Origin of the sequence: Azospirillum lipoferum 4B (assembly GCF_000283655.1) — a bacterium.
In the GTDB taxonomy this organism is placed as follows: Bacteria; Pseudomonadota; Alphaproteobacteria; order Azospirillales; family Azospirillaceae; genus Azospirillum; species Azospirillum lipoferum_C.
Genome location: NC_016623.1, coordinates 35,127 through 48,175, shown reverse-complemented (window position 1 = coordinate 48,175; position 13,049 = coordinate 35,127). Strand labels below are relative to the sequence as shown.

At 67.5% G+C, this 13,049-nt stretch carries 10 protein-coding genes and 1 pseudogene; 7 read left to right on the top strand and 4 right to left on the bottom strand.

Translation table 11 applies throughout. From position 1 onward, the window contains the following. Positions 1-8: 8 nt before the first annotated feature. Positions 9-926 (bottom strand): efflux RND transporter periplasmic adaptor subunit, encoded by a 918-nt coding sequence (locus tag AZOLI_RS21830; protein WP_162488367.1) that lies wholly within the window; start codon positions 924-926, stop codon positions 9-11. Positions 927-1,011: 85 nt separating this feature from the next. Then, positions 1,012-1,464: a MarR family winged helix-turn-helix transcriptional regulator gene (locus tag AZOLI_RS21825; RefSeq protein ID WP_014249347.1), complete on the bottom strand. Its 453-nt coding sequence runs from the start codon at positions 1,462-1,464 to the stop codon at positions 1,012-1,014. A 240-nt stretch (positions 1,465-1,704) separates the two neighbouring features. Between AZOLI_RS21825 and AZOLI_RS21820 the strand changes: the two genes are divergently transcribed. The 7 genes and pseudogenes from AZOLI_RS21820 to AZOLI_RS21790 all read left to right on the top strand — a co-directional run bounded on the left by AZOLI_RS21820 (position 1,705) and on the right by AZOLI_RS21790 (position 11,883). Beyond that, on the top strand, positions 1,705-2,394 hold the full coding sequence (locus AZOLI_RS21820) for an MOSC domain-containing protein (protein WP_014249346.1): 690 nt from the start codon (positions 1,705-1,707) through the stop codon (positions 2,392-2,394). A 109-nt stretch (positions 2,395-2,503) separates the two neighbouring features. After that, entirely contained in the window at positions 2,504-3,124 is a 621-nt protein-coding gene (locus AZOLI_RS21815; protein WP_014249345.1) for a GNAT family N-acetyltransferase, read from the top strand. A 73-nt stretch (positions 3,125-3,197) separates the two neighbouring features. Beyond that, positions 3,198-5,534 (top strand): Orn/Lys/Arg decarboxylase N-terminal domain-containing protein, encoded by a 2,337-nt coding sequence (locus AZOLI_RS21810; protein WP_014249344.1) that lies wholly within the window; start codon positions 3,198-3,200, stop codon positions 5,532-5,534. Positions 5,535-5,829: 295 nt separating this feature from the next. Further along, positions 5,830-7,245 carry an aspartate ammonia-lyase gene (gene aspA, locus AZOLI_RS21805; protein ID WP_014249343.1) on the top strand — a complete coding sequence of 472 codons (1,416 nt, stop codon included), beginning with the start codon at positions 5,830-5,832 and terminating at the stop codon, positions 7,243-7,245. 110 nt (positions 7,246-7,355) lie between these two features. After that, positions 7,356-8,630, top strand: coding sequence for a dicarboxylate/amino acid:cation symporter (locus AZOLI_RS21800; RefSeq protein ID WP_014249342.1), 1,275 nt, complete (start codon positions 7,356-7,358; stop codon positions 8,628-8,630). A 90-nt stretch (positions 8,631-8,720) separates the two neighbouring features. Then, a pseudogene (locus AZOLI_RS21795) lies at positions 8,721-10,570 on the top strand (sensor histidine kinase). After that, on the top strand, positions 10,543-11,883 hold the full coding sequence (locus AZOLI_RS21790) for a sigma-54-dependent transcriptional regulator (protein ID WP_014249341.1): 1,341 nt from the start codon (positions 10,543-10,545) through the stop codon (positions 11,881-11,883). Before AZOLI_RS21795 ends, AZOLI_RS21790 begins: the two are co-directional and overlap by 28 nt. A gap of 15 nt (positions 11,884-11,898) precedes the next feature. Here the strand turns inward: AZOLI_RS21790 and AZOLI_RS21785 are convergent, their stop codons facing one another. Then, positions 11,899-12,435, bottom strand: a complete 537-nt coding sequence (locus AZOLI_RS21785; protein ID WP_014249340.1) for an HD domain-containing protein — start codon at positions 12,433-12,435, stop codon at positions 11,899-11,901. A gap of 123 nt (positions 12,436-12,558) precedes the next feature. After that, a complete protein-coding gene (locus AZOLI_RS21780) occupies positions 12,559-12,993 on the bottom strand; it encodes a hypothetical protein (RefSeq protein WP_014249339.1) in 435 nt (144 codons plus the stop codon). Positions 12,994-13,049 lie beyond the last annotated feature (56 nt).

Below are 13,049 nucleotides of genomic sequence, written 5' to 3'. Positions count from 1 at the left end.
CGATGCGCTCACCGCTCCGCCGGCAGCCCGGCGACCTTCGGCGCGCCATCGGGAGCCCCGATGACCGACACCGTCGCGGTGCGTCCGGCCACCAGCTGCAGCGAGTCCGGCACCTCGTCCAGCACGATGCGCACGGGGATCCGCTGGGCCAGCCGCACCCAGTTGAAGGTCGGGTTGACGTTGGCGACCAGCCCGCTGCCCTCCGCCCGGTCACGGTCGACGATGGCGCGGGTGATGCTGTCGATCCGGCCGCGCAGCTCGGCATTCGTCCCCATGATCCGCACGGAAACCGGCGCCCCGGCATGGATGCGCGGCAGCTTGGTCTCCTCGAAATAGCCCATGACGTAGAAGGAGTGCCGGTCGATCAGCGCAACCACCGCCTGCCCGGCGGCAACGTAATTGCCGGTCTTCAGCTGTAGGTTGGTGACGTACCCATCGACCGTCGCCTTCACCTCCGTCCGCTCCAGGTTGAAGCGGGCGAGGTCGAGCGCGGCTTCGGCCTGCTTGGTGGCGGCAGCGGCCTTGGCCATCGCCGCCATCACCTCCTGCCGCTGGGCGGTGGAGACGACATTGTTGCCCAGCTGCTCGTAACGATGGGCCTCGGCACTGCGGTAGGATTGCTCCGCCCTGGCGCTGTCGAGATTGGCCTGGGCCTGCTCCACCGCCAGCCGGTAGCGGCCGGGATCGACGACGAACAGAACGTCGCCCTTATGAACCGTCTGGTTGTCGGACACCCGGACATCGGTGACCAGCCCGGCGACGTCGGGCGACACCTGCACGATGTCGGCACGGACGCGGCCGTCACGGGTCCAGGGCTCGTTCATGTAATAGTCCCACAGCCACAGGCCGCCGCCGACCGCCGCCACGGTGATCGACAGGGTCACGGCGATCCGGGCCACGGTCCGCAAGGAAGGCAGGAAAGTCACGATCTTGGTTCCTCAATCACCGCACCGATCGAACCGGAGGCACAGCAAGCCTGGGCTTGTCCGCGCCGCCGGGATCGCGCCGCGGTCAGGTCTGTTCGCGCTTGGCGTTGGCTTCGATGGTGGCGAGCACGCGATAGCAGGCCTCCACGTCGGCCTCCGTCACGTTCGCCATCAGGCGCTGGCGGACGTCGTTCAATGCCTCGTTCACCTGAACCAACAGCTGACGGCCGGCGTCGGTCATGTGCAGGGTTTTCGCCCGCCGGTCGCAGGCATCCTCCCGCCGTTCCAGCAGCCCCGCGGCCTCCAGCCCGTCGAGCAGCCGGACGAGCGACGGTCCTTCGACCGCCATCTCCTCCGCCAGTTCCCGCTGGCGCAACCCGTCGCCGAGTTCGGCCAGCAGCATCAGCGGCGCGATGGCCGAGGTCGAGAATCCGCTGTCCGCCAACACCCTGTTCGCCGCCCGCCGCCACAGATGGGAGGCGCGGAACAGGTGCAGGCCGAAATTGGGAGGAAGGCGCAGAGGCTTATCATGTAGCATAGCTATTTAATAGGTTAGCTATCTAATTTCGGCAAGTGGCCCCGGCGCTGCGATGCCCCGATCTGGCGCATGGCTGGTTTGAGGAGGTGCGTGAAAATTTTCCATAACCTATCTTATGTGTTTTTTGTCTGTAAGCGCAAAGCTAAACTGTCAGTCCCTCGCAACACCTCACGTTCGAAATCCGAATCTGATAGGAATGGCGCCTCGATATACCGGAATGGCGACAGGACGAGATCGGAGATGACCGCGCACTCAACGCTGGAGGCCGTGCTGATCGGCAAGGCGGTTCCGTTCGGCAAGCCGGGTGCGCTCAGCGCCATCGGCAAGCAACCGGTCGACGGCGCACTCGCCATCGGGCCGGCTGGTCTTGCCGGAGACGAGCAGGCCGATCTCCGCCATCACGGCGGCCCGGACAAGGCCGTCCACCATTATCCGTTCGACCATTACGCGGCATGGCGGGTCGACCTGCCCTCCCCTGCTCCCTTGCTGGAGACGGTCGGGGCCTTCGGCGAGAACCTGTCGACGCTGGGGCTGACCGAGGAGGAGGTCTGCGTCGGCGACGTCTTCCGCATCGGGACGGCGACGCTGCAGGTCAGCCAGGGCCGCCAACCCTGCTGGAAGCTGAACCACCGCTTCGGCGTGACGGACATGGCGCGCCGGGTGCAAGCCACCGGCCGGACCGGCTGGTATTATCGGGTGCTGGAATCGGGCATGGCCGCGGCCGGCGACAGCGTCGTGCTGGTCGAACGTCCCCTGCCAGATTGGCCGCTGGCCCGCATCCTGCGTGCCTTCTATCACGACACCGGCGACGTCCGGACGCTGGCGGGCATTGCGGAGTTGGAGCCGCTCGCCCCCGGCTGGCGCGATCTGGCCCGGCGGCGGGTGGAGAGCGGCAAGGTCGAAGACTGGAAATCGCGTCTGGGAGAGTAGGCGGCCAAACCGCGGAACGTCATACGTCTGTCATGGAGCTGCTGTAGCTTTGCGCGCGGGCGCGGGGTCGTGCCGACGCTGCTTGCCAAGGGAAGCTCCCGTGTACGACATGTCCACACCGAACGCCAATCCGGCCAACGATCAGACCGGTGCCTTCCCCGTCGCGGCGCCGGGATCGGCGCACGTGCGCATCCGCAATTCGGCGGAGACGGATGTGCCGGCCATGCTGGACATCTACAGCTACCACATCCAGCGCGGGCTCGGCCCCTACGACATCGAGCCTCCGCATCCGGAAGAGCTGAAACGCCGCCGCAAGGCGATGCTGAAGCGGCGGCTGCCGCATCTGGTCGCGGATTTGGACGGACTGGTCGTCGGCTATGCCTATGCCGCACCCTTCCGCAAGCGGCCGGCCTACCGCTACACCGTCGAACACTCGATCTACATTCACAAGGACCATCAGGGCCGCGGCATCGGCCGGCTTCTGCTGCCGACGCTGATCGAGGCCTGCACCGCCGCCGGCTGCCGCCAGATGATCGCGGTGGTGGACAGCGCCAATGCCCCGTCGCTTCGGCTGCATGAATCCTGCGGCTTCGTCCGGGCAGGCATCCTGCACAATGTCGGCTTCAAGTTCGGACGTTGGACCGACAGCGTCTTTCTTCAGCGTGCCCTGGGAACCGCCGACCGCGAGCCGCCGCACGACTATCGCGGCAACTGGGCGGCGACCGAATAATCGCCCTTGCCGGCCGGTACAGCCCGGCCCTTTCCTCTCATCATCGCTTCCTACCCTTCCGGAGACCCGTCGCATGGATTTCTTCCGCCGCTTCAACTTCCTGGTCTGCGCCCCCGCCTTCGAGGTGGACGAGTTGGAGGGCATGCGGCTTCAGCAGATCCTGTCGGAAGTGGAGCGGATGGGCTTCGAGGTGGTTCGCGCCCGCCGGGTCGAGGATGCCGAACTGGCCATTCGCACCGACGCCGCCATCGGCTGCATGATCGTCGACTGGGGCAAGCGCGGCGCCGACGGCAAGCAGGCCTCGCTGATCGCCTTCGCCCGCCAGCGCGGGCTTGAGATGCCGATCATCCTGCTGGTCCGTCGCCAGCGGCTGGAGAACATCCCGGTCGACGTGCTGAACCAGGTCGATGGCTACATCTTCCTGGCGGAGGAGACGCCTGAATTCATCGCCAAGAATCTGGTCAGCCGGCTGAAGCAATATGCCGATACGCTGAAGACTCCCTTCTTCGGCGCGCTGGTCGATTACGCGGAGGAGGGCAACCAGCTCTGGACCTGCCCCGGCCACAATGGCGGCATCTTCTACAGCCGCAGCCCGATCGGCCGCATCTTCGTCGAGCATCTGGGCGAGGCGGTCTTCCGCGACGATATCGACAATTCGGTGCTGGAGATGGGCGACCTGCTGGTCCATGAAGGCCCGGCGCTCCAGGCCCAGAAGGAAGCCGCCCGCATCTTCGGGGCGGAGCGCACCTATTTCGTGCTGAACGGCACCTCGGCCTCCAACAAGATCGTGCTGTCGGCGCTGGTGGCGGAGGACGATCTCGTGCTGTTCGACCGCAACAACCACAAGGCGGCCCATCACGGCAGCCTGTTCCTGGGCGGCGGCATTCCGATCTTCATGGAGACGGAGCGCAACGCCCACGGTCTGATCGGTCCCATCGACCCGCAGGCGCTGGACGAGGAGGTGATCCGCGAGCGCATCCGCCGCAACCCGCTGGTCAAGGACCCCGACGCCTGGAAGCGCGAACGCCCCTTCCGCGCCGCGGTGATCCAGCAATGCAGCTATGACGGCACCATCTACAACGCCCAGATGATGCTGGAGCGGATCGGCAAGCTCTGCGACTACATCCTGTTCGACGAGGCCTGGGCTGGATTCCTGAAGTTCCATCCGCTGTTCAAGGGCCATTTCGCCATGGGGCTGGAAGGGCTGCATGACGGCCATCCCGGCATCATCGCCACCCAGTCCACCCACAAGCAGCTGGCCAGCTTCTCCCAGGCCTCGCAGATCCATGTGAAGGACAACCACATCAAGGGGCAGCGCCGCCGGGTGGAGCATCGCCGCTTCAACGAGACCTTCCTGCTGCACGCCTCGACCTCGCCCTTCTACCCGCTGTTCGCCTCGCTGGATGTCGGCGCGCAGATGATGAAGGGTCGGTCGGGCGAGATCCTGTGGGACGACACCATCCGGCTGGGCGTCGAGCTGCGCAAGAAGATCCGCGCCATCCGCCGCGAGTTCGAGGAGCGCGAGAGCGATCCGGCCAAGCGCTGGTTCTTCGATCCCTTCGTGCCCGACCGCGTCACCCGCAACGGTGCCGAGACCGCGTGGGAGGAGGTGCCGACCGACGAGCTGGCGACCGACGTCCGCCATTGGGAATTCGCCCCCGGCGCCCACTGGCACGGCTTCCAGCATGTGGAGCCGGGCTATGCCATGACCGACCCCAACAAGCTGACCCTGCTGACCCCCGGCTTCGACCGCCACAGCGGCGCCTATGGCGACCACGGCATCCCGGCCCCGGTGGTGGCGCAATACCTGCGCGAGAACCGCATCGTCCCGGAGAAGAACGACCTGAACTCGCTGCTGTTCCTGCTGACGCCGGGGGTGGAATCGAGCAAGGCCGGCACGCTGCTGAGCGGTCTGGTCGCCTTCAAGCGGCTGCACGACGACAACGCCCCGCTGGAGGAGGTCATCCCCGAATTCGTCGCCAAGCGGCGCGCCCACTATATCGGCCGGCGCCTGCGCGACCTCTGCGCGGAGATGCACGCCTTCTACCGCGAAAAGAACACCAGCGCCCTGCAGCGCGCCATCTTCCGGCCGGAGCATCTGCCGACCATGGCGATTCCGCCGCGCGAGGCGACGCGCCATCTGGTGCGCAACAACGTGGATTACCTGCCCATCGACGAGATCGACGGCCGCATCGCCACCACGCTGTGGGTGGTCTATCCGCCGGGCATCGCCACCATTGTCCCCGGCGAAAGGCTGGACGCGCGGGCCAAGCCGATGATCGACTATCTGAAGGTCTTCCAGGAAAGCGCCAACCGCTTCCCCGGCTTCGACAACGAGATCCAGGGCCTGTACCGCGAGACCGATGCCAACGGCGTGATCCGCTATTTCACCTATGTGGTGAGGGAGTGAGGGGGGCTTTCCCTCTCCCACCGCCGTCGAGGTGAGGCGGAATTGCGCAACAGTCCGGAATCCTGATCTTCAAGCCGCCGCAACAGCACGCAAGCCATATCCGGATTTCCGAACGCCAAACATCGGCGGCGTTCGGAAATCCGAACGGCGGCGGCTCTGACCAACAATGGAACTTCATAGTTCCAACGGCTTAGCAGGCTGATCGGCAAGGGCCGGCATTGGCACGCCGATTGCTCCTTAAGGGTCGCGTCCCGCGCAGACGGGACGGACTCAAATCAAGGGAGCGAAACGTCCGATGCCTGCCACAACGCGCACCGAACACGACCTGCTGGGCGACCGCGAAGTTCCGGCCGACGCCTATTACGGGGTCCACACCCTGCGCGCTGTCGAGAATTTCCCCATCACCGGCACGCCGATTTCCCATTACCCCGATCTGGTCCGGGCGCTGGCCGAGATCAAGATGGCCGCCGCACGCGCCAACCATGAATTGGGACTGCTGGGCGCAGAACAGGCCGAGGCCATCGTCGCCGCCTGCCGCGAGATCCGCGCCGGAAAGCTGCACGACCAGTTCGTGGTCGACGTGATCCAGGGCGGCGCCGGCACCTCGACCAACATGAATGCCAACGAGGTCATCGCCAACCGCGCGCTGGAGATCCTGGGGCATGGCCGCGGCGATTACGCCCATCTGCACCCCAACGAACACGTCAACATGGGCCAGTCCACCAACGACGTCTATCCGACGGCGCTGAAGCTGGCGACCTACAGCGGGATCTTCCGGCTGGTGGAGGCGATGGGCCATCTGCGCGCCGCCTTCCAGCGCAAGGCCGACGAGTTCCGCGACATCCTGAAGATGGGCCGCACCCAGCTGCAGGACGCCGTGCCGATGACGCTGGGCCAGGAATTCTCCACCTACGCCGTCATGCTGGCGGAGGACGAGGAGCGGCTGAAGGAGGCCGCCCTGCTGATCCGCGAGATCAACCTGGGCGCCACCGCCATCGGCACCGGCATCAACGCCCATCCCCGCTATGCCGCGGTGGCCTGCCGCCATCTGGCCGAGATCAGTGGCGTGCCGGTGGTCACCGCCCCCAATCTGGTGGAGGCGACGCAGGATTGCGGCAGCTTCGTCCAGCTGTCGGGCGTGCTGAAGCGGGTGGCGGTGAAGCTGTCCAAGACCTGCAACGACCTGCGCCTGCTGTCCAGCGGCCCGCGCGCCGGTTTCGGCGAGATCAACCTGCCGGCGCGTCAGGCCGGCTCGTCGATCATGCCGGGCAAGGTCAATCCGGTGATCCCGGAGGTGGTCAACCAGATCGCCTTCGAGGTGATCGGCAACGATATGACCGTCACCTTCGCCGCCGAAGCCGGACAGCTGCAGCTGAACGCCTTCGAACCGATCATCGCGCACAGCCTGTTCAAGAGCATCACCCACCTGCGCCAGGGTTGCCTGGTGCTGGCCGACCGCTGCGTCGACGGCATCTCCGCCAACCGGGAGCATCTGGAGGCCGGTGTGCGCAACTCCATCGGCATCGTCACCGCGCTGAACCCCTACATCGGCTACGCCAACGCCACCGAGGTGGCCGCGGAGGCCCATCGCACCGGCAAGGGCGTGGCCGAGCTGGTGGAGGCGCGCGGCCTGATGACCGCCGCCGCCCTGGCCGAGGTTCTGCGGCCGGAGGTTCTGACCCAGCCGCGGCTGCCGGCCACCGCCGGCTGACCGTTCCGCCACCCGGTCTCCGGCCCCGCGACGGGCCGGCGGACCGGGACCCAATCGACCGTACCCCGGCCGGCGCATGAGGCGGGCGGGACAGGTGAGGTAGTAGGACCATGAACAAACAGACGACGCTGATCATCGTCGCCATGCTGCTGGGCATCGTTACCGGCTATGTCTGCAACAGCATGTTCGACCCGGCCGCCGCCAAGACCATCGCCAGCTATTTCGCGATGGTGACGGACATCTTCCTGCGCCTGATCAAGATGATCATCGCGCCCCTCATCTTCTCCACCCTGGTCGCCGGCATGGCCGGCATGGGCGACGCCCGCACCGTCGGTCGCATCGGCGGCAAGGCGGTCGGCTGGTTCCTGATGGCTTCCTTCGTCTCGCTGTTCATCGGGCTCGTGTTCGCCAACCTGCTGCATCCGGGCGCCAATGTCGGCGTGCCGCTGCCGGATACCGCGGCCAGCGCCGGGCTGAAGACTTCGGCCCTGAACCTGAAGGATTTCCTGACCCACGTCTTCCCGCGCAACTTCTTCGAGGCGATGGCGAACAACGAGATCCTGCAGATCCTGATCTTCTCGATCTTCGTCGGCCTCGCCATCGGCCAGCTGCGCGACACCAAGGCCGGCCTGCTCGCCCGCTCGATCGAAGAGGTCGTGCCGGTGATGCTGAAGGTCACCGGCTATGTCATGCTCTTCGCCCCCATCGGCGTCTTCGCCGCCGTCGCCAACGTGGTGACGACCCAGGGGCTGGGCGTGCTGGCGGTCTACGGCAAGTTCATGGGCAGCTTCTATGTGGCCCTGGCCGTGCTGTGGGCTGTGCTGATCTTCGCCGGCTTCATCGTGCTGAAGGGCGACGTGTTCCGTGTGGTCAAGGCGATGCGCCAGCCGATGCTGCTGGGCTTCTCCACCGCGTCCAGTGAGTCGGCCTATCCGCGGGTGATGGAAGAGCTGAAGACCCTGGGTGTGCGTGAGCGGGTGATCGGCTTCGTCCTGCCGCTCGGCTATTCCTTCAACCTTGACGGGTCGATGATCTACACGGCCTTCGCGTCGCTGTTCATCGCCCAGGCCTATGGCATCCCGCTGTCGCTGGAACAACAGATCGTCATGCTGCTGGTGCTGATGGTGTCGAGCAAGGGCATCGCCGGCGTTCCGCGGTCGTCGCTGGTCGTCGTGGCCGCCGTTCTGCCGATGTTCAACCTGCCGGAGGCCGGCGTGCTGTTGATCATGGGCATCGACCACTTCCTCGACATGGGCCGCACCGCCACCAACGTTCTCGGCAACGGCATCGCCACCACGGTCGTCGCCAAATGGGAAGGCGCCATCGGCGAGGAGGACGAGGAAGAGGCCGACGCGCCCCTGCCCGCCCCGGCCGCGGCGGAGTAAGCGGGACGACCCGATCCACGAAGGCAGGCGGGCAATGGGCAGGGGGCTTCTGCTATGATGCGGCAGTCCCCGCCCCTGCCCGCCTTTTTCATGCCGATTGCACGCCGCCTCCGCACCATCGGTCTTCTCCTGCCGGTCATCGCCGGTTTGGCCCTGCTCGCCGGGCTGGCGGGGTTCCGCGTCAGCGAAGGGATGGGGCTGGCCGCCCTGCAGGAGACCGGACGCCACCGGCTCGACCTCTATGCCGAGAGCCTGGAGCGGGAGATCGACAAATACGCCTACTTTCCGGCCACGTTGGGGCTGGAGCGCGACGTTCTCGACCTCGTGACCGGACGGGCGCCGCTGGCCTGGGGGCTGAACCGCTATCTGGAGCGGCTGAACGAGCGGGCCGGCACCCTGTCGATCTATGTGCTGAACCGCCAGGGCCGGGTGGTGGCCGCCAGCAACTGGAACCGCCCCGACAGCTTCGTCGGCGAGGATCTGTCCTACCGCCCCTATTTCATCGAGGCCGCAGCCGGCCGCCAGGGCCGTCTGTTCGGCGTCGGCACGACGCGGGGGAGGCCGGCTATTACCTGTCCTCTCCGCTGGCGGAGGATGGCGCCATCGTCGGCGTCGCGGTGGTGAAGGTCAGCCTGGAGCAGCTGGAACAATCCTGGTCGACGGTGGAGGCACCGGTCCTGGTCAGCGACGAGAACGGCGTCGTCATCCTGGCCTCGGTCCCCTCCTGGAAATTCACCACCCTGCGGGCGATGGACGAGCCGACCCGCCGGCATTTCGACCGCACCCTGCAATACAACGCCCGCCCGCTGCCGCCGCTTGGCCTTTCACCGCTGAACCGGATCGCCCCCGATGCGGAACTGGTCGGGCTCGCCCGCCCGGCGGATGGGGAGGCGGAGTCGTCCGTCTTCCCGGTCAGCGGCAGTTTCCTGGCCCAGACGGCGCCGCTGCATGGAACGGGGTGGACGATGACCGTGCTGTCGCCGGCCTCGCAGATCACCGGCATGGCCTGGACCCGCGCGGCGCTGGCGGCGGTCGGCAGCGCCTTCCTCGGCATCCTGCTGCTGATGTGGGTGCAGCGCCGCGGCCATCTGCGCGACCTGGAACGCAAGGTGGAGGAGCGCACCCGCAACCTGCGCGCCGCCCAGGACGAGCTTGTGCATGCCGGCAAACTTGCGGTGATCGGCCAGTTGTCCGCCGGGCTCGCGCATGAGCTGAATCAGCCGCTGGCAGCCCTGCGCACCCTGTCCGGCAACACGGTCAAGTTCCTCCAGCGCGGCAACCTGGAGGCGGCCCAAGGCAATCTGGAGCGTATCGCCCAGCTGGTGGACGCCATGGGCACCCTGACCGGCCAGCTGAAATCCTTCGCCCGCAAGTCCTCCGGCGCCCCCCGCCCGGTGGCGGTGCGCCGGCCCGTCGACAATGCCCTGTTCCTGCTGGAGCAGCGGCTGCGGCGCTCCGGCGTCGCCGTGACGGTCGATGTGCCGGAGGGTGTGGCGGCGCTGTGCGATCCCAACCGCCTGGAGCAGGTGCTGGTCAATCTGGTCGCCAACGGCCTCGATGCGCTGGCCGGGCGCACGGGCGGCAAACTGACCCTCACCGCGCGGACGGAGGATGGCCGGACGCGCATTCAGGTGGCGGATAACGGCCCCGGCCTGTCCAAAGAAGTCCTGCCCCGGCTGTTCGAACCCTTCTTCACCACCAAGGAAGCGGTGAAGGATGGCGCGCGGGAGGGCAGCGGCGGGCTCGGCTTGGGGCTTGCCATCTCCGCCGGGATCGTGCGTGACTTCGGCGGCACCCTGACCGGAGCGAACGGTGCGGATGGCGGAGCGGTCTTCACCATCGACCTTCCCGCCGCCGTCCTGCCCGCCGACCCGACCACCATCCTGGCCACCTTCCAGGCCGGAGACCTCGCATGCCCGACACTTCCTCCACCGCCCTGAAGGTTCTGATCGTCGAGGACGACCCGAATGTCAGCCTCGGCTGCCAGCAGGCGCTGGAGCTGGAGGACATCCCGACCCAGGCGGTGGACAGTGCCGAGAAGGCGCGGCGGCTGGTGGCGGACGGCTTTCCCGGCGTGGTCGTCACCGACATCCGCCTGCCGGGCATGGACGGGATGGAACTGCTGGCAGGGCTACTCGCCACCGATCCGGATTTGCCGGTGGTGCTGATGACCGGCCATGGCGACGTGTCGATGGCGGTGCAGGCGATGAAACTGGGCGCCCACGACTTCATCGAGAAGCCCTTCTCTCCCGACTATCTGGTGGAGGTGGTGCGCCGCGCGCTGGAGAAGCGGCGGTTGACGTTGGAGGTGCGCGAATTGCGCGCCCGGCTGCAGAACCGCGACAGCATCGAAGCGCGGCTGATCGGCGGATCGCCGCAGATGGAGCGGGTGCGCCGGCTGATCGGCGAACTCGCCACCTCCGCCGCCGATGTGCTGATCCATGGCGAGACAGGGTCCGGCAAGGAACTGGCGGCGCGCTGCCTGCACGACGCCAGCCCGCGGCGCGCCGGCAACTTCGTCGCCATCAATTGCGGCGGCCTGCCGGAAAGCCTGATCGACAGCGAGATCTTCGGGCATGAGGCCGGGGCCTTCACCGGAGCCGGCAAGCGCCGGATCGGCAAGGTGGAGCATGCCAACGGCGGCACGCTGTTTCTCGACGAGATCGAAAGCATGCCGATGCCGGTGCAGATCAAGTTCCTGCGCGTCCTTCAGGAACGCACGCTGGAGCGGCTGGGCTCCAACACGCCGGTCCATGTCGACTGCCGGGTGATTGCCGCCACCAAGGTGGATTTGCGCGAGCTGGCCGACCGCGGACAGTTCCGCGCCGACCTCTATTACCGGCTGAACGTCGCCAACCTGCCGCTGCCGCCGCTGCGCGAACGGCGCGAGGACATCCCGCTGCTGTTCGAGCAGTTCATCCTGCAGGCCGCAGCCCGCCATGGCCGCCCGGTGCCGCCGCCGGATGCGGAGCGGATGCGCCGGCTGATGGCCTATGACTGGCCCGGCAATGTGCGGGAGCTGCACAATGTCGCCGACCGCTGCGTGCTGGGCATCGAACAGGGCTTTCCGCCTTTCGCCTCCGCCCATCCGGCGACCGCGCGGCCGCTGGCCGAGGCGGTCGAGGCCTTCGAACGCGCGCTGATCGCCGACACGCTGCGCCGCACCGGCCATAGCCTTGCCCGTGCAGCGGAGGAGTTGCAGATCGCAAAGACCACGCTGCACGACAAGATCAGGAAATACGGCCTGTCGTGACGGACCCGTGCCCGATCAGTGCGAGGCGCCGGCCAACGCGGCGGCGTAGCGTTCGGCCAGCAGCGGGCTGGCGGCGGCGCAGGCCTCCGCGACGAGGCGGGAGCCTTCGACATAGGCGTCGGCACGCTCGACGCTCCAGGACAGCGGGCGCTCCACCGCCAGCGCCTTGAGGATCGAGATCTGCTCGGCCAGCTTGATGCGCTTGGCCCCGTCGGGCGCGGCGGCGAGGCGGGCGGCCTGGATCGCCTTGCGCTCGGCAATCGCCCGGCCGACATCTTCCGGCGCATCGCTGACGGCGGCCACGAGGCCGGCGACCTCCGGGCCGAAGCGGTCGGCCAGGTCTGCGATGGTGGTCAGCCCATCCTCGACCGCGTCGTGGAGCCAGGCGGCGGCGATTTCCGCCGGCGTGCCGCCGGCCTGGGCCACCAGCTCGGCGGTTTCCGACAGGTGCACGACGAAGGGCGTGCGCGCCCGGTCGGGGCGGAAGGTGCCGTCATGCAGGGCCGCCGCATGGCGCAGCGCCGCGGTGATCAGTTCATTGTTGTCAGACATCTGGTCTCCTCCGTGCCGCGGGCGGGCGGCGACTTGGCATTGCCCGCCCAGGCGGCGACAGTGCGCCAATGGTCCGCTGCGGGGGCTTCGCTGCGGCTATTCGGCTGCAGGGTTCCGGTCCGGTCAGGCCGCGCGCGCCATCGGCAGGCGGCGGCAACCCATCTCGAACGCATGCAGCCGGGTCCGGAGATGGTCGGCCGTCACGCGGTCGAAGTCCAGAACCTCGGCCGGCGGCAGATCGCCGCGGATCCGCATGTGGATGGCCGCCTTGCCGTCATGGGTCAGATGAAGCTCGACGCTGCCGATCAGCCGGTGCATCCCCTCGCCATGGTCTTCGCCATGATGGGCGCGGTAGAGCAGCTGCGCCCCGCCGTCACGCTCCACCAGCTCGACGCTGCCCACATCGGCCATGCGCCGTGCAAAGGCGTCCACTTCGCTGCGCAGGCGAGCGACCACCCTGGCAAATGCGGCATGGATGTCGGCGCCGAGCGGTTCGTGGTCGAGCGCGCGCTGGGCCGGGGCGACCGACCACCGGTGCGACGAAGTATCGGTGTTCATTGGAAAAAGCACTCCTCGGGGGGAGGCGTGGACGGGCCGATCCCGGCGCGTCTCCC